16 protein-coding genes are annotated in these 18,296 nt (G+C 64.9%); 7 read left to right on the top strand and 9 right to left on the bottom strand.

The genetic code is table 11. The annotated features are described in order from the left end of the window. Positions 1-80 precede the first annotated feature (80 nt). The 7 genes from folK to dksA form a co-directional block, all read right to left on the bottom strand. Positions 81-581, bottom strand: a complete 501-nt coding sequence (gene folK, locus TQ98_RS22855; RefSeq protein ID WP_177410193.1) for a 2-amino-4-hydroxy-6-hydroxymethyldihydropteridine diphosphokinase — start codon at positions 579-581, stop codon at positions 81-83. Positions 582-583: 2 nt separating this feature from the next. Continuing rightward, positions 584-1,987, bottom strand: coding sequence for a polynucleotide adenylyltransferase PcnB (locus TQ98_RS22850; protein WP_044874093.1), 1,404 nt, complete (start codon positions 1,985-1,987; stop codon positions 584-586). A 683-nt stretch (positions 1,988-2,670) separates the two neighbouring features. Next, positions 2,671-4,104: a sigma-54 dependent transcriptional regulator gene (locus tag TQ98_RS22845; protein ID WP_044874094.1), complete on the bottom strand. Its 1,434-nt coding sequence runs from the start codon at positions 4,102-4,104 to the stop codon at positions 2,671-2,673. Between the two features lie 21 nt (positions 4,105-4,125). Next, entirely contained in the window at positions 4,126-7,080 is a 2,955-nt protein-coding gene (locus TQ98_RS22840; protein ID WP_177410192.1) for a sensor histidine kinase, read from the bottom strand. After that, positions 7,064-7,240 carry a hypothetical protein gene (locus tag TQ98_RS22835; protein WP_003095129.1) on the bottom strand — a complete coding sequence of 59 codons (177 nt, stop codon included), beginning with the start codon at positions 7,238-7,240 and terminating at the stop codon, positions 7,064-7,066. Before TQ98_RS22835 ends, TQ98_RS22840 begins: the two co-directional genes overlap by 17 nt. Before the next feature lie 60 nt (positions 7,241-7,300). Then, positions 7,301-8,188, bottom strand: coding sequence for a tRNA glutamyl-Q(34) synthetase GluQRS (gluQRS, locus tag TQ98_RS22830; RefSeq protein WP_044874095.1), 888 nt, complete (start codon positions 8,186-8,188; stop codon positions 7,301-7,303). A 52-nt stretch (positions 8,189-8,240) separates the two neighbouring features. Further along, complete coding sequence (gene dksA, locus TQ98_RS22825) at positions 8,241-8,684, bottom strand: RNA polymerase-binding protein DksA (RefSeq protein WP_044874096.1); 444 nt, start codon at positions 8,682-8,684, stop codon at positions 8,241-8,243. A 194-nt stretch (positions 8,685-8,878) separates the two neighbouring features. Between dksA and TQ98_RS22820 the strand changes: the two genes are divergently transcribed. Further along, positions 8,879-10,054 carry a pyridoxal phosphate-dependent aminotransferase gene (locus tag TQ98_RS22820; protein ID WP_044874097.1) on the top strand — a complete coding sequence of 392 codons (1,176 nt, stop codon included), beginning with the start codon at positions 8,879-8,881 and terminating at the stop codon, positions 10,052-10,054. Beyond that, positions 10,051-10,758 (top strand): DNA/RNA nuclease SfsA, encoded by a 708-nt coding sequence (gene sfsA, locus TQ98_RS22815; protein ID WP_044874098.1) that lies wholly within the window; start codon positions 10,051-10,053, stop codon positions 10,756-10,758. Before TQ98_RS22820 ends, sfsA begins: the two co-directional genes overlap by 4 nt. Positions 10,759-10,761: 3 nt before the next feature. Here sfsA and TQ98_RS22810 read toward each other — a convergent pair whose 3' ends face one another. Both TQ98_RS22810 and TQ98_RS22805 read right to left on the bottom strand, forming a co-directional pair. Continuing rightward, positions 10,762-11,085 (bottom strand): Rieske (2Fe-2S) protein, encoded by a 324-nt coding sequence (locus TQ98_RS22810; RefSeq protein ID WP_044874099.1) that lies wholly within the window; start codon positions 11,083-11,085, stop codon positions 10,762-10,764. 80 nt (positions 11,086-11,165) lie between these two features. Next, a complete protein-coding gene (locus TQ98_RS22805) occupies positions 11,166-13,463 on the bottom strand; it encodes a TonB-dependent hemoglobin/transferrin/lactoferrin family receptor (RefSeq protein WP_044874100.1) in 2,298 nt (765 codons plus the stop codon). Between the two features lie 332 nt (positions 13,464-13,795). Between TQ98_RS22805 and TQ98_RS22800 the strand changes: the two genes are divergently transcribed. From TQ98_RS22800 to TQ98_RS22780, 5 genes are all read left to right on the top strand, one after another. Beyond that, positions 13,796-14,398: an energy transducer TonB gene (locus tag TQ98_RS22800; RefSeq protein ID WP_158249370.1), complete on the top strand. Its 603-nt coding sequence runs from the start codon at positions 13,796-13,798 to the stop codon at positions 14,396-14,398. A 17-nt stretch (positions 14,399-14,415) separates the two neighbouring features. Continuing rightward, positions 14,416-15,480 (top strand): hemin-degrading factor, encoded by a 1,065-nt coding sequence (locus TQ98_RS22795; protein WP_044874101.1) that lies wholly within the window; start codon positions 14,416-14,418, stop codon positions 15,478-15,480. Between the two features lie 90 nt (positions 15,481-15,570). Beyond that, positions 15,571-16,485 (top strand): ABC transporter substrate-binding protein, encoded by a 915-nt coding sequence (locus TQ98_RS22790; RefSeq protein ID WP_242443218.1) that lies wholly within the window; start codon positions 15,571-15,573, stop codon positions 16,483-16,485. Beyond that, entirely contained in the window at positions 16,482-17,519 is a 1,038-nt protein-coding gene (locus tag TQ98_RS22785; protein ID WP_044874103.1) for an iron chelate uptake ABC transporter family permease subunit, read from the top strand. The genes TQ98_RS22790 and TQ98_RS22785 overlap by 4 nt, the downstream gene beginning before the upstream one ends. After that, positions 17,519-18,286 (top strand): heme ABC transporter ATP-binding protein, encoded by a 768-nt coding sequence (locus TQ98_RS22780; RefSeq protein WP_103103056.1) that lies wholly within the window; start codon positions 17,519-17,521, stop codon positions 18,284-18,286. The genes TQ98_RS22785 and TQ98_RS22780 overlap by 1 nt, the downstream gene beginning before the upstream one ends. The last annotated feature ends 10 nt before the right edge of the window (positions 18,287-18,296 follow it).

Below are 18,296 nucleotides of genomic sequence, written 5' to 3'. Positions count from 1 at the left end.
TTTTTTACCGGCGCGGGGCAACGGGACGCTTATAGTCCCGATGGGGGGGCATGAAGTCAATTGCAGGTGTTACCGACTTGTTACTGCGTTACCGCCAAGTCGGGAAGGCGCTCCAACCCCTCGAATGGGCAGGCTTCCAGCAGGACCTGCAGCAGGCGCCCGTCGGGCAGTTGCAGGTCGCTGGCGATCTCCGCCAGGGGGTAGAGCACAAAGGCGCGAGCGTGCATGTGGTAGTGCGGGACCTGGAGGCGCGGCTCATCGATGCGGTGCTGTCCGAACAGCAGGATATCCAAGTCGAGGGTGCGCGGCCCCCAGCGTTCGTCCTTGCGCACGCGGCCCTGCGCCAATTCGATGGCTTGCAGGGCGTCGAGCAGTTGCAGCGGCGCCAGCTGGGTGTCCAGGGCGGCGACAGCGTTGACGTAACGGGGCTGGTCCGGCGGGCCCAGGGGATCGCTGGCGTAGAGCGAGGAAACCGCCGCCAGGCGGGTCTGCGGCAGTTCGCCCAGCGCCGCGAGGGCGCCGCGCAATTGGGCCACTGGCTCGGCGAGGTTGCTGCCCAGACCGATGTACACGCGCTCCATGATCAATCGCCCGACGTGCTGGGGGAGCCTTCGCTGCGGGGACCACGACGGCGGCGGCTGCCACCGCGACGGCGGCGCTGGCCTGCCGGTTGGTCGTCCTTGGCGCTGAGCTCACGGATCATGTTGCGTCGCTGGCTGTCGCTGGCGTCCTGGTAGTCGGTCCACCAGTTGCCAAGCCCATCGGTCTTCTCGCCAGCGCTTTCGCGCAGCAGGAGGAAGTCGTAGCCGGCGCGGAAACGCGGATTCTCCAGCAGCAGGTCGGCACGCTTGCCGTTGCGGCGTGGCAGGCGTTCCTGCATGTCCCAGATCTCGCGGATCGGGATGCTGAAACGCTTGGGGATGGCGGTGCGCTGGACCTGTTCCATGATCAGGCCGTGGGCGGCTTCCTGCATTGCCGGGATCGGCGGCATGCCGCGTTCCTGCAACTGTGCCGCACGGGCAGGCAGTGCCGGCCAGAGCAGGGCGGCGAAGAGGAATGCGGGGGTGACGGGCTTGCCTTGGCGGATACGGTCGTCGGTATTGATCAGGGCCTGGCGGATCAGGCGCCCGGTGTATTCGGGGTCGCGTTCCAGGGCCGCTGCGCTGGCCGGGAACAGCGGGGCGTAGAGGTCGTATTCCACCAGCAGTTCGAAGGTGCGCTCGGCCTTGCCACCGAGGAACAGCTTGAGCACTTCGTCGAACAGGCGTGCGGAAGGAATCTCGCGCAGCATGGGGGCCAGCCGGCGAATGGGCGCGGCGCTGTGCTTCTCGATCTCGAAGTCCAGCTTGGCGGCGAAACGCGCGGCCCGCAGCATGCGTACCGGGTCTTCCTGGTAACGCTGCTCAGGAATGCCGATCAGCCGCACCAGACGGTTACGGATGTCGTGCACGCCGTGGGCGTAATCGAGGATGCGTTCGGAGGTGGGGTCGTAGTACAGCGCGTTGATGGTGAAGTCGCGGCGCTGGGCGTCGTCTTCCAGGCTGCCGTAGACGTTGTCGCGCAGGATGCGGCCGCTTTCGTTGCGCGATGCCTGGTTGCTGTCTTCCTCGTCCTCCCCCTGCGGGTGGCTGGCGCGGAACGTGGCGACTTCGATGATCTCCCGGCCGAACTGCACATGGGCCAGCTTGAAGCGGCGGCCGATCACCCGGGCGTTACGGAATTCGGCACGCACCTGCTCCGGAGTGGCGTTGGTGGCAACGTCGAAATCCTTGGGGCGCAGGTTCAGCAGCAGGTCGCGGACGCAGCCGCCCACCAGGTACGCCTGGTAACCGGCCTTCTGCAGGCGCTCGACCACCATGACGGCGTTGCGGCTGATGTCCGAACGGTGCAGCGAATGCTGATTGTTGCCCAGTACTTCGGGAGTGCTGCGCGGATGTTGGGCGCGGCGAAGGGGAGAGCGGAAAGACTGGAACAGCTTCTTCAGCATGGGATGCACTGTTTTGCGGGATGGACGGCCAGAAAGGGATATGGGCGCACGATGGCCGCGGATTCTAGCACTGGGAGGGGGGATGTTGAAGGAAAGGTCTGACAGGTGTCAAAGCTACTGGGGGAGCCGAAGCTCCCCCCCAAATTGGTGCGTGCTTTGTTTTTATTGTTCCGGGCTTGGTGTTTTTGTTGTTCGACCCGCTCCAGCAAGCTTTTTGCCTCTGGAAATGCCCTCCATTCGAGGGGTAATAGCAAACGGATTGCTTTGGACGCTGATGGTGCCTTGATCATTCCGTGACCCAACCAGTACTGGCGCTGCTTTGGAAGCAGTTTTTGTTGTTCTCTGCCTGGCTGTGGGGCAAGCCCCAAGGGCAACTCCTCTCCAAAAGAATCAGTTAGCTGCGCCTCCGCTGTCTTGTTTTTGTTGTGCTGGAGTCGATACGTCTTGTTTTTATTGTGGGGTTCAGCAGTTGTTATTGTTGTTGTGCGCCAGATAAAGCAGATGTCGTGCCAACTTTTGCGATTCCTTGTAAATCAAGGGGTTGCGAGGGTACTGGGTCAAGCGGCGGGCAAAAAAAAGCCGGGTTTTCGTTACCTTTAAACCCGGCTTTGTTACGCGATGTTAGGCGGGGTAACAGCGCGGGGAACTTGAAGCGTTCCCGGGTTGTCACCTTCGTCGCGGGCTCAAGGCCCGGCGGCTGCGCCCGATTTGCGGCGCGGGATACCCAGACGCTGGCGGCGTTCCCACAGGCATTTGCGGCTGATGCCCAGCTTGCGGGCCAGCTCGGTCTCGGTCATGTGGTCCTGATGCTCCAGCACGAAGTGCTGGAAGTAATCTTCCAGGGACAGGTCTTCGGTGGGCTCGTGGGCGGTGTTGTTTGCCTGGATCTGTGCCTGGGGCGCGGATTCGTTGAAGTCCTCTTCGTCCAGGTCGTCCAGTTCGATGTCGATGCCCAGGAGGTCCGCCGAGATGTCCGGGTTCTCGCAGAGGATTACCGCGCGCTCGATGGCGTTCTCCAGTTCGCGCACGTTACCTGGCCAGCTGTAGTGGCGGATGGCTTGCTCGGCGTCGCTGGCGAAGCGCAGGCTGTCGCGCCCCATTTGCGTGCACTGGCGCGCCAGGAAGGCGCGGGCAATTTCCAGCACGTCGTTACCACGCTCGCGCAGGGCGGGCAGTTTCAGGGAAATGACGTGCAGGCGGTAATAGAGGTCTTCGCGGAACTGGCCGGTCTTGGCCAGGGTCTTGAGGTCGCGGTGGGTCGCAGCGATCAGGCGCACATCCACCTTCTGCGACTGCACCGAGCCTACCCGGCGGATCTCGCCTTCCTGCAGGACCCGCAGCAGACGCGCCTGGGCTTCCAGGGGCAGCTCACCGATCTCGTCGAGGAACAGGGTGCCGCCGTCGGCCGCTTCCACCAGGCCGGCGCGGCCTGCGGTGGCGCCGGTGAAGGCGCCCTTTTCGTGGCCGAACAGTTCGGACTCGATCAGGGTTTCCGGAATGGCCGCGCAGTTCACCGAGATCAGCGGCGCCTTGGCGCGGCGGGACAGGTTGTGCAGGGCACGCGCCACCAACTCCTTGCCGGTGCCGGATTCACCCTGGATCAGCACGGTGGAATCGGTGGGGGAGACTTTGCGGATCTTGCTGTAGAGCTCGAGCATCGGGGTGCAGGAGCCAATGATGCCGATTTCGCCATCGACATTGCTGGCGGCTGCCTTGTCACCGCCACGACCGGCAGCGGGACGCTCGCTTGGAGCCGATTTCGCCTCCTGGCGCTCCTTGAGGATGCGTGCGACGGCCTGGAGCATTTCGTCATGGTCGAAGGGCTTGGCGATGTAGTCCACCGCACCCATCTTCATCGAATCCACTGCCGAGCGCAGGCTGGCGTAGCTGGTCATGATCAGCACTGGAGTGCCCTGGGCCAGCTTGATCAGTTCGGTACCAGGGGCACCGGGTAGGCGGAGGTCGCTGATGATCAGGTCGAAACCGGGAATGCTGTATCGCTCCTGGGCTTCCTGCACGGAGCCCGCCTCGCTGACCTGATACTGGTTACGTTCCAGCAGGCGGCGCAGGGCGGAGCGGATAATGGTTTCGTCTTCGACGATCAGAATATGTGGCATTAATTCAGCTCTCTAGACGTCTCAGCTCACGGCGGATGTTGCTTCGACAAAACGAGGCAGCGTCACCCTGATTCGGGTGCCGCGCTGGCTCTCGGAGTCGGCCGGGCTTTCTATGGTTATCTGTCCATAATGCTCTTCCACGATCGAATAGACCAGTGCAAGGCCAAGGCCGGTCCCTTTCCCTGGGTCCTTGGTGGTGAAGAAGGGTTCGAACAGACGGTCCATGATCGCCTTCGGAATTCCGCTGCCTTCGTCTTCGACAATAAGGTCGACGGTGTGCTCCGACGCTTCGCTACGCACGCGGATGGCGCTGCCCACCGGAGAGGCGTCGCGGGCGTTGGACAGCAGATTGATCAGGACCTGGGCGAGTCGCTGGGGGTCGCCTTCCACGATGTGGTGCGGGTCGCAGAGGTTGAAGAAGTTCACCTCGATGCTGCGCTTGTTCAGCGATAGCAGGCCGATGGCGTCCTGCGCCACTTCGGCGAGGCAAACCGGTTCGCTGGCCTGCTGGCGGCCGCCGGCATGGGCGAAGCTCATCAGCGACTGGACGATGCGGGTAACACGCTTGGTCTGTTCGAGGATCTGGCTGCTGATCTCCTTCAGCTCGGAGTCACCCTCACGCTCTTCGCGCAGGTTCTGCGCCAGGCAGGCGATGCCGGTGATGGGGTTGCCGATCTCGTGAGCGACGCCGGCGGCCAGTCGGCCGATGGAGGCGAGGCGCTCGGAATGCACCAGCTTGTCTTCCAGCAGTTGGGTATCGGTGACGTCCTCTACCAGTAGCACCAGGCCGCTGCTGCCCGGCGCCAGGGGTTCCTCGATGGCTGCCTTGTGCAGGTTCAGCGCGCGGACCTGACCGTCCAGGGTCAGGCGCTGCTTGTGCAGGTGTTCGTCCGGAACGTTGATGAAGCCTTCCAGCAGGCCCTTCCAGGGATCGGCGATGGTGGACAGGCGCGAGCCCACCACCCGCTGCGCCGGAATCTCGGTGAGTTCTTCCATGGCGCGGTTCCACATGAGGATTTCCTGATCCTTGGCCAGGGAGCAGACGCCCATGGGCAATTCCTGCAGGGTCTGGCGGTGGTAACGACGCAGGGCATCCAGTTCCGCGGCGAGGCCGGTGAGGCGCGAGTGGTAGTCCTCCAGCCGGCTTTCGATGAAGTGGATGTCTTCGGTGACGTAACCCTCGCTGCCGGATTTGTAGGGCAGGAAGGTCTCCACCATGTCCTGGGCCACGCTCGGGCCCATCAGGCCGGAGAGGTTGGCTTCGATCCGGTCGCGCAGGCGACGCAGGGCGTAGGGGCGGCGCTCGTCGAACGGCAAGTGGAGGTCGCGCAGGGCCTGTTCCACTTCCTTCTGTGCGGTCTTGGCGCCCAGGGGCTTGGCCAGTTGGGTGGCGAATTCCTGGGGCGAGCTGGCCATCAGTTCGCGGCGCTGCGGCCGGCGCACGTTGTCCACGGTGCAGGCTTCGGCGGCGCTGCGTTCTTCAGGGCTGGCCTCGGTGAAAAGCGACACCAGGGTGAAGATCAGCACGTTGGCCGCCAGGGAGGCGATGGCTGCGATGTGCCAGCTGGTGTCGTCGAGGACATAGATGGCGTTGAACAGCGGCAGGTAGATGCCCTGCAGGTTGCCGACCAGGGGCAGCAGCATGCTGAACAGCCAGACGCCGAAGCCCGCCAGCAGGCCAGCGATGAAGCCACGGCGGTTGGCGGTGGGCCAGTACAGCACCGAGAGCGCGCCGGGAAGGAACTGCAGGGTGGCGACGAAGGCGACGATGCCGAGGTTCGACAGGTCCTGTTCTGCTCCCAGCAGCAAGTAGAAGCCGTAGCCCGCCATGATGATGAAGGCGATCAGGGCGCGGCGGGTCCACTTCAGCCAGCGGTAGATGTTGCCTTCGGCCGGCGGCTGGTAGAGCGGCAGCACCAGGTGGTTGAGCGCCATGCCCGAGAGGGCGAGGGTCAGCACGATGATCAGGCCGCTGGCGGCGGACAGTCCCCCGACATAGGCGAGCAGTGCCAGCGCTGGGTTATCCACCGCAAGGCCCAGGCCCAGGGTGAAGTATTCCGGATTGGTGGTGGCGCCCAGCTTGAGGCCGGCCCAGAGGATCAGCGGAATGGCCAGGCTCATCAGCAGCAGGAACAGCGGAAGACCCCAGCTGGCGCTGACCATGGCGCGGGGGTTGAGGTTCTCGGTGAACGTCATGTGGTACATGTGCGGCATGACGATCGCCGAGGCGAAGAACACCAGCAGCAGGGTGCGCCACGGGCCTTCCTGCAACGGCGTGTGCAGGGTGGAGAGTGCCGCCTGGTTCTGCAGCAGCCAGAGTTCCAGCTCGCGTGGGCCGCCGAACACGCCGTAGAGCGCGTAGAGGCCGATACCCCCAAGGGCGACCAGCTTCACCACCGACTCGAAGGCGATGGCGAATACCAATCCGGCGTGTTTTTCCCGGGTGGCGATGTGGCGGGCGCCGAAGAGGATGGTGAAGAGCGTGATCAGGGCGCAGAAGCTCGCCGCTACACGGTTGTGCACCGGCTCGCGGGTGAGGATGCCGATGGAGTCGGCCACCGCCTGGATCTGCAAAGCCAGCAGGGGCAGCACGCCGATGATCATGATCACCGTGGTCAGGGCCCCGGCCCAGGTGCTGCGGAAGCGGAAGGCGAACAGGTCGGCCAGCGACGACAGCTGATAGGTGCGCGTGATCCGCAGAATCGGATAGAGCAGCACCGGCGCCAGCAGGAAGGCGCCGGATACGCCCAGGTAGCTGGCGAGGAAGCCGTAACCGTACTGGTAAGCCAGTCCCACGGTGCCGTAGAAGGCCCACGCGCTGGCATAGACGCCCAGCGACAGGGTGTAGGTCAGCGGGTGGCGGATGATCCAGCGCGGGACGAAGCCTCGGTCACTGAGCCAGGCCACGCCAAACAAGGCCAGGAGGTAGGCAGCGCTGATCAGGATCAGCTGCGTGAGGCTAAAGCTCATCAGCATCGCGTTGACTCTGCAGAATGAAGGTCACCACGATCAGGATCAGCCACAGCAGGTAGGGTCTGTACCAGGCGCCGTTGGGGTCGATCCACCAATCCATGATGGCGGGGGAGAACAGGTAGATTCCCACCACCAGGAGCAGGACCAGTCGATAGATGTACATGCCACAATTCTCGTCGTGTCTGCGGCGATGGTAGCGAATGCCCCGGAGCGCCGCGAGTGGCTAGCGCAGCTGCGCTTCAGCCAGTGTACGGCAGCGCGGGATACGCCCGGCGATCCAGTGGGTGATGCCCCATTCCAGCACCTCGTGAGGGCGGCAATGGGACAGTTCTTCTGGCGGCTCCTGGCCAAGGGCGCGCAGGGCTCGAGTCAACAAGGGACCAGCGCTGTCGGCGGGTAGCGGCGGCGAGCGGTAGGACTTGCCCAGCTTGTGGCCGTCCGGCTGGATGATCAGCGGGACATGCAGATAGCGTGGCTGGCTCAGCCCCAGCAGTTCTTGCAGGTAGAGCTGGCGCGGGGTCGAGTCCAGCAGGTCGGCGCCGCGGACGATATCGGTCACGCCCTGCCAGGCGTCGTCCAGAATCACGGCCAATTGATAGGCATACAGGCCGTCGCGGCGGCGGATGACGAAGTCGCCCACCTCGCGGCCCAGGTGTTGGCGGAACTCACCCTGTACGCGGTCGACGAAGTGGTATTCCAGCTCCGGTACGCGGATGCGGATGGCCGCGTCGTGCTGCGGGTGCTGGGCATTGCGACAGATGCCGGGGTAGACGCCGTGGTGGTTTTCCAGCTGCTTGCGCGAGCAGGTGCAGGCGTAGGCGATGCCCATTTCGTAGAGGCGATCGATCACCTTGGCGTACGCGTCATGGCGCTCGCTCTGGCGTTCCATTTCGCCATCCCACTCGAAGCCGTAGATTTCCAGCGTCTGGAGAATCGCCGCCTGGGCGCCTGGGACTTCCCGTGGCGGGTCCAGGTCTTCCATGCGCAGCAGCCAGCGGCCGCCGTGAGCGCGAGCATCGAGGTAGGAAGCGAGGGCAGCGACCAGCGAACCGAAGTGCAGATAACCGCTGGGTGTAGGGGCGAAACGCCCGATATAGGCAGGGGACGTCATTGGGGCGGGGCCCTGTAAAGCGACGGGGCGCCGTTGGCGCCCCGTTTCGGCATCAGGAGCCGAGCTGTTTTTCCTTGATTTCCGCCAGGGTCTTGCAGTCGATGCAGAGGGTGGCGGTGGGGCGGGCTTCCAGACGGCGAATGCCGATCTCGACGCCGCAGGAGTCACACCAGCCATAATCGTTGTCTTCGATCAGTTGGAGGGTCTCGTCGATCTTCTTGATCAGCTTGCGCTCGCGGTCGCGGGCACGCAGTTCCAGGCTGAATTCTTCTTCCTGGCTGGCGCGGTCGGCCGGATCGGGGAAGTTGGCGGCTTCGTCCTGCATGTGGTGCACGGTACGGTCCACCTCTTCCATCAACTCCAGCTTCCACTTGTTGAGGATGTTGGTGAAGTGAGCGCGCATGCGATCGCTCATGTACTCCTCGCCCTTGGTCTCTTGGTAGGGCACGAAGCCACGAATCAACTGGCTGCTCTGTTGTTTTGCGTTGGTGGGCATGGATGGCCGCCTCTCACTTTCTCTAATCCATTGCGCAGGATTATGGTCCATCGCCGGTGGTGCCGGCCCTGCGGCTGCAAGCGGGCGAACTTACCAGATCAAATCCGGGTACGCCACTCCCCGACGTCACGCATGCTGCAGCGTCCAGGAACCATTGGGTAGAATCCTCTCTTTGCCTTAATAAAGGAAGGCCAATGGCCCAGTCCTACAGTGCGCGCAGCCGCGCCATCGAACCCTTTCACGTCATGGCCCTGCTGGCCCGAGCCAATGAACTCCAGGCGGCGGGTCACGATGTCATCCACCTGGAGATCGGCGAGCCGGACTTCACCACTGCCGAGCCGATCGTCCAGGCCGGGCAGGCAGCCCTGGCCGCCGGGCATACCCGTTACACCGCCGCTCGCGGTGTGCCGCAACTGCGTGAGGCGATCGCCAGCTTCTACGCATCACGCTATCGGTTGAACATAGACCCAGATCGCATTCTCATCACCCCCGGCGGTTCGGGTGCGCTGCTCCTGGCCAGCAGCCTGCTGGTGGATCCGGGCCGGCACTGGCTCCTTGCCGACCCCGGCTATCCCTGCAACCGCCACTTCCTGCGCCTGGTGGAAGGTGCGGCCCAACTGGTTCCGGTGGGCCCCGAGACCCGCTATCAGTTGACCCCGCAATTGGTCGAACGGTACTGGGATTCCGACAGCGTGGGTGCGCTGGTGGCCTCGCCGGCCAACCCGACCGGCACCGTGCTGCATGCCGACGAACTGGCGGAGCTGTCCCGAACCCTCAAGGAGCGTGGCGGTCATCTGGTGGTTGACGAGATCTACCACGGCCTCACGTACGGCATGGACGCCAGCAGCGTGCTGGAAGTGGATGACGATGCGTTCGTCCTGAACAGCTTCTCCAAGTACTTCGGCATGACCGGCTGGCGCCTGGGGTGGCTGGTGGCGCCGCTGGACGCCGTGCCGGAGCTGGAAAAGCTGGCGCAGAACCTCTACATCAGCGCGCCATCGATGGCCCAGCACGCGGCCCTGGCCTGCTTCCAGCCTCAGACCCTGGAAATCCTCGAGCAGCGCCGCGAAGAATTCGCCCGGCGCCGGGACTACCTGCTGCCGGCCTTGCGCGATCTGGGCTTCCGGATCGCCGTGGAGCCGGAAGGCGCCTTCTATCTTTATGCAGACATTTCCGCCTTCGGGGGCGATGCCTACGCCTTCTGCCGCCATTTCATCGAGACCGAGCACCTGGCCTTCACGCCGGGCCTGGACTTCGGGCGTCATCTGGCCGGCCAGCATGTGCGCTTCGCCTATACCCAGAGCCTGCCGCGCCTGGAAGAGGCGGTGCAGCGCCTGGCCCGTGGCCTGAAGACCTGGGCAGACCGGTGAGATTCGCCCTGGCCCTGGAGGAGGGCAGGCTGCTGAAGCGCTACAAGCGCTTCCTCGCGGATATCGAGACGGTCAGTGGCGAGCAACTGACTATCCACTGTCCCAACACCGGCTCCATGCTCAATTGCATGAGCGAGGGCTGCCGGGTCTGGTTCAGTCGCTCCAGCGACCCCAAGCGCAAACTGCCCGGCACCTGGGAAATCACCGAGACGCCCCAGGGTCGCCTTGCCTGTGTCAATACGGCTCGGGCCAATGCGCTGGTAGAAGAGGCGCTCAAGGCGGGGGTGATCACCGAGCTGGAGGGATTCAGCGCGTTGAAACGGGAAGTCGCCTACGGACTGGAGAACAGCCGCGCCGACTTCCGTCTGGACTTCGCCGATGGTCCGGCCTTCGTCGAGGTGAAGAGCGTCACCCTGGGCTTCGATGGCACGTCCGTGGCGGCTTTCCCCGATGCGGTCACCCAACGCGGTAGCAAGCACCTGCGCGAACTGGCCGCCCTGGCCCGTGCTGGTGTTCGGGCCGTGCAGCTCTACTGCGTCAATCTCTCGGGGATCGAAGCGGTGCGGACAGCGGACGAAATCGACCCGGCCTATTCGGCGGTACTGCGTGAGGCGGTTTCCGCCGGTGTGGAAGTGCTGGCCTACGGGGTGGAGCTGACCCACGAGGAAATCCGCGTCAGTCGCCGCCTCGACGTGAGGCTCTGAGCCTCAGGCGTCGTCGTCCAGCCAGATGCCGTGGGCGTCTTCGCGGATGGCCACCGGGTCCAGGGCCTCGCCGACACAGGGCCCGGTCACGCATTCCCCCGACTCGATCAGGAACAGTGCGCCGTGGGTGGCGCACTGGATCAGGCTGCCGCTGTGGTCGAGAAACTGGTTCGGCACCCAATCCAGCGGAATGCCCCGGTGCGGGCAACTGTTCACGTAGGCATGGACCCGCCCTTGCCGGCGCACCAGCAGGATTTTCAGGTCATCAACGGTAAAGCCCCGGCTTTGGCCTTCGGCCAGGTCGTCGGGGCGACAGAGCAGGATCATCGGTATCTCCACGGCAGGCGCGCATTATCGCGCGCCGCCGTGGCTTGCCCAAGGGGCACATCCCTGTGCTGAACAGGTTCTCAGATCTCCCAGACCAGGTTGACTGAAACATTGCGGCCCGGCTGGGTGAAGCGGCCCAGGCTGCGGCTGTCGGCGTCCAGGCCCTGGACGTCGCCCCACTGCCAGTACTGCTTGTCGGTCAGGTTGAACAGTCCGGCATTTACCGAGAGGGCCTCGGTGACCTGCCACCAGGTATTCAGGTCCAGGGTGCCGTAGCCGGGTGTGGCGAACTGCTCGTTGATGCGCAGGCTGGCGTTGTTCGTCTGGTCGATGCGGTCCTTGGCCTGGACCAGGGTCCAGGCCAGGTCGCCGCCGAACTTGCCGCTCGGCTCGGCGTAGCCCAGACCGATGACCGCATTGAGCGGATCGATGCTGTTGATCGGCTCACCGGTTTCCTCATTCTTGCCGCGGGCATAGGCGATGGTGCCCAGCAGGCGGGTACCGACGGGTAGCCCAAAGCTGTCGAGAAAGAGCTCTCCCCGTGCTTCGGCACCGCGAATGGTCACCTTGTTCAGGTTCTGCGACTGGAAGGTGAGCAGGTTGTTACCCGTCGGATCGGGAATGGTCACCTGGTCGATGAAGTCTTCGTAACGGTTGTAGAACAGCGCCACGCCGAAGCTGCCGGTGTCGTACTTGCCGCGCAGGCCGATCTCGTAGCTGTCACTGGTTTCCGGCTTCAGGCGCGGGTTGGCGATGTTCTGGTAGCCCATCGCGGTGTTGACGAATTCACCGAAGATATCCACAGGCTCCGGCGCCTTGAAGCCGGCGGCGTACTGGCCGTAGAGGCTGTGGGCGTCATCCAGCCGATAGGTGACGCCGAGCTTGGGCGACAGGGCATGGTCGTCGAAGTCGGACGGATTGCGGTCGACAGGATTGCTGTTCAGGTATTCCGGGGTTACGTGAGGCTTGAGCTCGTAGTAGTCGTAACGCAGGCCCGGTAGGAGGGTCCAGCGGCCGATTTCGATGCTGTCCTGGGCGAACAGGGCGTATTCGTGGGTGACCGGGTCGGGGAAATCGCTCAACGGGAAGGTTTCCGCGCCGAATGCGGGTGGCAGAGGTTGGCCGGTGCTGACGCGGAATTCATTGCCCTTGCGCAGGTCGCTGCTTTCCAGGCGCTTGAGATCGACACCATAGATCACGTGATGCTGGGTGCTACCGAGGGCGAAGTGCTTGTCCAGCTGGCTGTTGAAGGCCCAGAGCTTCTCTTCGTAGACCGAATCCCGGGTGCGCAGGCGCTCGAAGGCCGAGGCAGGCGGCACCGGGTTGGTGTTGAATGCCACCCAGCTGAAGCGGTTGTTGAAGGTCTGCTGGCGAATCTCGCTGTCCTGGTGGCTGAGCTGCCATTTGAGCTGGTCGGCGAAGGCCGCGTTCAGTTCCAGCTGATGCTCCAGGCTGATGCGTTCGCGGTCGGTGCTGTCCTTGGCGTTGCTGGCGGCGGTCAGGGCGTTGCTGAACATGCCGCCGCCCAGGGCGGTGGAGGTGAGGACCGAGGCGTCGCTGAGCACGCGGGTGTCCACATTGTTCTCGAAGCGCTCGTAACTGAGTTGCAGGCGATCATTGCCGGCATAGTTCCAGCCGACCTTGGCCAACAGGTTGTCGGTGGTGAAGTCCTGCGGGTTGGCTTCTTCGCGGCCCTTGCCCGCACCTCCGGCACCGCCAAAGGTTTCGACTTCTTCGCCGCTGCGTCGGCCGAGGTGGAGGACGCCATCCAGTGAGCCCTGGCGGCCGGCGAAGGTAGCGCTGCGCAACCAGCTGTTGTCGGCGCTGCTGTAGCCGGTCTTCAGGCGGGCGTAGGCGTCATCGCCTTCGTCCAGGTAGTCGGCGGCATCCTTGGTCAGGAAGCTGACCGCGCCGCCAATCGCGTCGCTGCCATAAAGGGAGGACGCCGGGCCCCGGATGATCTCCACCTGCTTGACGATGTCCGGGTCGATGTAATTGCGCTGGGCGTTGAGGAATGGACCGAAGTTGAATGCGTCCGGCACGGAGACGCCGTCCACCTGGGTCAGGACCCGATTGCCGCCGATGCCACGGATGGTGAAGCCGGAAAGGCCGAAGCGGCTGCCCGTGCCGCTCACCGAAACGCCCGGCTCGTAGCGCACCAGATCGCGGATGTTGTTCACGTTCTTCTGGTCGATATCGCGTTCGGTCTGGACCGAGACCGTGCTCGGTACCTCGTCGAGGCGCTGCTCGCTGCGGGTGGCGGTCACCGTCATGGTGTCGAACTGGGTGGCGGCCTTCTCGGCGGCCAGGGCAAGGGATGGGCAGAGCAGCAGCAAGGCAAGCCCGGATCTACGGGCAAAGGGCGGACGCAGCGCCATGGGGGACACTCCCGATTGCAGAGGCGTACCAGAAACCGATTGGAGGCGCCGGTTCGCTGCCGGCTATGAAGGGGCTAGGTTCCGCGATGTTCGCGGTTATTGAAGGCTCGTTCGTCGGTGTTGCTGGTGATCGCAGGTTGATATCGGGGTTGGAACATAATGACATTGACAGTCAAATGCAAATAATTATCAAATGAATTTGCATTTGAAGATGACGAGCCACGATGCCACGTTTCCCCCTCTATTTCGGCCTTTCCCTGGCAGTGCATGCTGGCGTGGGGTGGTTCCTGCATGACATGCGGGCAGAGGCAGGCGCGGCCCTGGAAACACCAATGCCGATCGTGATCCAACTGGTAAACCCCGAGCCCGTTCAGGTGCCGGCGATGGCGCAGCCGACCCAGGCGCCACGGCCGGCACCAAGGCCTTTGGGGGCGAGCAAGCCGAGGCCGGAGGCAGCAAGGCCCGCCTCGAGCAGCGAGCCGAAGGTGGAGCAGGCCATTGCCATTGCACGTACCGAGCCGGCAAAACCTCGGCCCAGCTCGCCGACCAAGCCGCAGCCCGTGGCAGCAGCCACGTCATCCGACGAGGTGGAGCGTCGCTCGGTCGCCAGTGCGCGGCCAGCCCCGGCCAAGCCGGTGGTCACTGAGGTGTTCAGCCGCGAGCCGGCCTTCCTCACGCCCCCCAGGTCGCCGGTCTATCCGGCCCAGGCGAGGCGTCGCAATCAGCAGGGGCAGGTCCTGGTGGAGGTTCGCCTTGATGCCCAGGGGCGCTTGCTGGAGGCGAGGTTGCTTCGCTCGTCCGGTGTGGAAAGCCTGGATCGATCGGCCCTGGACGCGGTTGCCGGATGGCGTTTCCGACCTGAAACCCAGGACGGCCAGCCGGTGCCCAGCCGCGTGCACATTCCCATTGAGTTCGCCCTCTCGGCGAGTCGCTGAATCACAAGGAGCTTCAGATGAGCCTGCAATCCCCGATGCCCAGCCAGGTATCTCCTCTCTATCAGGCCTGGCAGACGCTGCGTTCCGAGCAGCCGCGCCTGCGTGCCCGCGATGCGGCCCAGTGCCTGGACGTCAGCGAGGCCGAGCTGACCGCCAGCCGCCTGGGCGTCGACGCGGTGCGCCTGCGCCCTGAGTGGTCCGCTCTGCTGCCGGCCCTGGGCGAGCTGGGTTACATCATGGCGCTGACCCGTAACGAGCATTGCGTCCACGAGCGCAAGGGTTACTACCGTGAGGTTTCGGTGGCGGCCAACGGCCAGATGGGCCTGGTGGTGTCGGCTGACATCGACCTGCGCCTGTTCCTGACGGGCTGGTCCAGCGTGTTCGCGGTGGCAGAGGAAACCCCGCGCGGGACTCAGCGCAGCATCCAGATCTTCGACAAGCAGGGCACTGCGGCGCACAAGGTCTTTCTCACCGGCGACAGCGATCTCGCAGCCTGGGAGCCGCTGGTGGAGCGCTTCCGCGCCGAAGAGCAGACGGCCGAACTCGGTCTGGTGCCTCAGTCCGAGTCCGCCCAGGCCAAGCCTGACGCGGAGATCGATGTCACCGCACTGCGGGAAGGCTGGGCTGCCCTCAAGGACACCCACCATTTCTTTGCCCTGCTGAAGAAACACGGCGCCGAGCGGACCCAGGCCCTGCGCCTGGCGGGCAGCCAATGGGCGGAGCGGCTGGACATCGCCGAGCTGCCGCGCCTGATGGAAGAGGCCGGCGAGCGCCAGGTGCCGATCATGGTGTTCGTCGGCAACCAGCACTGCATCCAGATTCACAGCGGCACGGTCAGCAGCCTCAAGTGGCTGGACACTTGGTTCAACGTGCTTGATCCGGAGTTCAACCTGCACCTGCAGACCGCTGGCGTGACCGAGCTCTGGCGCGTGCGCAAGCCCAGTACCGACGGTGTGATCACCAGCTGGGAAGCTTTCGACGCGCAAGGCCAATTGGTGGTGCAATTGTTCGGCGCCCGCAAACCCGGTATTCCTGAGCGGGAAGACTGGCGAGCACTGGCGGAGCACGCCCCGGCGATCTGAGTTCGAGTCGCCACGGGGCGTGCGTGCCCCGGCCCCGGCCTACGCCCTGTGACCGCAGGGCGTAGGCGTTTCCCGCAGTCAGCGATGGAGTTGTACTTGATGCGTCTATTTGTCGGTGTCGCCAGCCTTTGCGTGGGCATGCTGTTTTCCCATCAGGCCGCCATGGCCGAGGCGCTTCCCCAGCGCTGGGTCAGCGCGGGTGGCTCGGTCAGTGAGTGGGTCGTGGCCTTGGGCGGACAGGACAAACTGGTGGGCGTGGATACCACCAGCCAGCACCCCGAGGCATTGAAAGCGCTGTCGAGCGTCGGCTACCAGCGGCAGCTGGCGGCAGAGGGCATTCTGTCGTTGCGCCCGGATATTCTGGTCGGCACCGAGGAGATGGGGCCGCCGCCGGTGCTGGCTCAGATCAGCGCGGCAGGCGTTCGCATCGAGCGTCTGGCCTCCACGGCTGACCTCGCAACCCTGGAAAGGAATCTCAAGCTGATCGGCGCCCTGCTGGGTAATGAAGCGCGTGCCGACCAGGCGCTTGCTGACTACCGCCAGCGTCTCGAACACCAGGCCGAATGGGTCAGCCAGGTCCAGCGGACCCAGAAGTCCCCGCGGGTACTCTTCCTCCTTGGCCATGCCGGCAGCGGTCCGCAGGCGGCGGGCAAGGACACCGCAGCAGCCTGGCTGATCCAGCGTGCAGGAGGGCAGAACCTGACTGATCACCAAGGCTATAAGGCCATCTCCAGTGAAGCCCTGGCCGCCCTGGATCCGGATGTGGTGGTGATCGCCGATCGCCGCCTGGAAGGCGAGGCCGCCCGCGACGCATTGCTCCAGCAGAGCCCCGCCCTGGCCGCCACCCGCGCGGCGCGTGAGGGTCGCCTGCTCAGCCTTGACCCGACCCTGCTGGTGGGCGGGCTGGGGCCGCGCGTGCCTGATGGCATAGCCGCGCTGTCCGCCGGCTTCTATCCTTCGGCACCGGCACCGGCACCGACCGCGAAGAGCCCGAGCCAGCCATGATCGCTTCACTTCGTTCCCGTCCGCTGTTCATCTCGCTGGGCGTCCTCCTGCTTTTAGCGCTGTGGATGTCCCTGGCGCTGGGGCCGGTCAGCCTGCCCCTGGGGGAGACCCTGCGTGCGGCATTGCGGCTGGCCGGCCTGCCGTTCTCCGGCGAAGGGCTGGAGCAGGCCGAGCTGATCCTCGGCCAGATACGTCTGCCCCGCACCCTGCTGGGGCTGGCCGTGGGCGCTGTGCTGGCGCTTTGCGGTGTGGCGATGCAGGGGCTGTTCCGCAACCCGCTGGCCGATCCTGGCTTGGTCGGGGTGTCCAGTGGTGCCGCATTGGGCGGTGCCCTGGCCATTGTCGGCGGCGCTGCAATGGGCGGTCTGCCGGAAGCGTTCGCGCCTTATCTGTTATCCGTCTGCGCCTTTGGTGGCGGACTTGGCGTGACCCTGCTGGTCTATCGCCTCGGGCGTCGGGACGGCCAGACCAGCGTGGCCACCATGTTGCTCGCCGGAATCGCCCTGACCGCCTTGGCCGGTGCGGTGATCGGCCTGTTCACCTATCTGGCCGACGACGCCACCCTGCGCAGCCTGACCTTCTGGAACATGGGCAGCCTCAACGGCGCCAGCTACGCGCGCCTCTGGCCGTTGCTGATCGTCACCGTTGTGGTGATCTTCTGGCTGCCGCGTCGGGCCAAGGCCCTGAACGCCCTCCTGCTGGGGGAATCCGAGGCGCGGCACCTGGGGTTTGATGTGGAGCGGCTGAAGCGTGAGCTGGTGTTCTGTACCGCCCTCGGTGTGGGGGCGGCAGTGGCGGCGGCGGGCTTGATTGGCTTCATCGGCCTGGTGGTGCCGCACCTCGTGCGCCTGGTGGCCGGTCCGGATCACCGCATTCTGTTGCCGGCCTCGGCCCTGGCCGGGGCCAGCCTGATGCTGCTGGCGGACCTGGTGGCGCGCCTGGTGCTGGCGCCGGCTGAACTGCCCATCGGCATTGTCACGGCGCTGATCGGTGCGCCTTTCTTCCTTTATCTGCTGGTGCGAGGCCGTCCCTGATGTTGCGTGTGGAACAACTGGACGTGGTCCGGGGCGGCAAGCAGGTGCTGGCCGGTGTCGACCTGGCATTGCAGCCGGGTGAAGTACTCGGGGTGCTGGGGCCCAATGGCGCGGGCAAGAGCACCCTGCTTGGCGCGCTGTGCGGTGAAGTGGCGGCTGCTTCAGGAGAGGTCAGCCTGGATGGACGTGCCCTGGACGATTGGAGCGGCCCCCTGCGCGCACGTCGCCTGGCCGTGTTGCCGCAAAGCTCGACCCTGAACTTCGCGTTTCGGGTCGAAGAGGTCGTGGCCATGGGCCGCATGCCCCATGACACGGGGCGCGAACGAGACGCCGAAGTCGTGGCTGAAGCACTGGGCGCGGCCGATGCCAGCCACCTCGCCGGGCGTAGTTACCTGGCGCTTTCGGGGGGCGAGCGCCAACGTGTGCACCTTGCGCGGGTGCTGGCGCAGCTCTGGCCTGGGGATTCCGGGCAGGTGCTGCTGCTGGATGAGCCCACGTCCATGCTCGACCCCCTGCACCAACACACCACCCTGCAGGCCGTGCGGACCTTTGCCGAGCGTGGCGTTGCCGTGCTGGTGATCCTCCATGACCTGAACCTGGCCGCGCGCTACTGCGACCGCCTGTTGCTGCTGGCCGGCGGCCGTCCCCATGTGCTGGGAACGCCGGAACGTGTACTCCAGGCCGAGCCCCTCAAGGCCGTGTTCGGTCTGGACGTGCTGGTGCAGCGCCACCCGGTACGGGGCCACCCATTGATAGTCGCCCGCTGAATCGAACAAG

Source organism: Pseudomonas sp. LFM046 (assembly GCF_000949385.2).
Classification (GTDB): Bacteria; Pseudomonadota; Gammaproteobacteria; order Pseudomonadales; family Pseudomonadaceae; genus Metapseudomonas.
Note: the sequence above shows the minus strand (reverse complement) of the source record. Positions and strands in the feature narration are given on the sequence as shown.

What these genes read in the sequence shown, in the direction of transcription:
- TQ98_RS22780 (WP_103103056.1), top strand. Translation starts at nt 17,519, where the DNA reads ATGTTGCGTGTGGAACAACTGGACGTGGTCCGGGGCGGCAAGCAGGTG.
- dksA (WP_044874096.1), bottom strand. Translation starts at nt 8,684, where the DNA reads ATGCCCACCAACGCAAAACAACAGAGCAGCCAGTTGATTCGTGGCTTC.
- TQ98_RS22845 (WP_044874094.1), bottom strand. Translation starts at nt 4,104, where the DNA reads ATGCCACATATTCTGATCGTCGAAGACGAAACCATTATCCGCTCCGCC.
- TQ98_RS22805 (WP_044874100.1), bottom strand. Translation starts at nt 13,463, where the DNA reads ATGGCGCTGCGTCCGCCCTTTGCCCGTAGATCCGGGCTTGCCTTGCTG.
- folK (WP_177410193.1), bottom strand. Translation starts at nt 581, where the DNA reads ATGGAGCGCGTGTACATCGGTCTGGGCAGCAACCTCGCCGAGCCAGTG.
- TQ98_RS22820 (WP_044874097.1), top strand. Translation starts at nt 8,879, where the DNA reads ATGGCCCAGTCCTACAGTGCGCGCAGCCGCGCCATCGAACCCTTTCAC.
- TQ98_RS22835 (WP_003095129.1), bottom strand. Translation starts at nt 7,240, where the DNA reads ATGTACATCTATCGACTGGTCCTGCTCCTGGTGGTGGGAATCTACCTG.
- TQ98_RS22800 (WP_158249370.1), top strand. Translation starts at nt 13,796, where the DNA reads ATGCCGATCGTGATCCAACTGGTAAACCCCGAGCCCGTTCAGGTGCCG.
- TQ98_RS22785 (WP_044874103.1), top strand. Translation starts at nt 16,482, where the DNA reads ATGATCGCTTCACTTCGTTCCCGTCCGCTGTTCATCTCGCTGGGCGTC.
- TQ98_RS22810 (WP_044874099.1), bottom strand. Translation starts at nt 11,085, where the DNA reads ATGATCCTGCTCTGTCGCCCCGACGACCTGGCCGAAGGCCAAAGCCGG.
- TQ98_RS22850 (WP_044874093.1), bottom strand. Translation starts at nt 1,987, where the DNA reads ATGCTGAAGAAGCTGTTCCAGTCTTTCCGCTCTCCCCTTCGCCGCGCC.
- gluQRS (WP_044874095.1), bottom strand. Translation starts at nt 8,188, where the DNA reads ATGACGTCCCCTGCCTATATCGGGCGTTTCGCCCCTACACCCAGCGGT.
- TQ98_RS22840 (WP_177410192.1), bottom strand. Translation starts at nt 7,080, where the DNA reads ATGCTGATGAGCTTTAGCCTCACGCAGCTGATCCTGATCAGCGCTGCC.
- TQ98_RS22795 (WP_044874101.1), top strand. Translation starts at nt 14,416, where the DNA reads ATGAGCCTGCAATCCCCGATGCCCAGCCAGGTATCTCCTCTCTATCAG.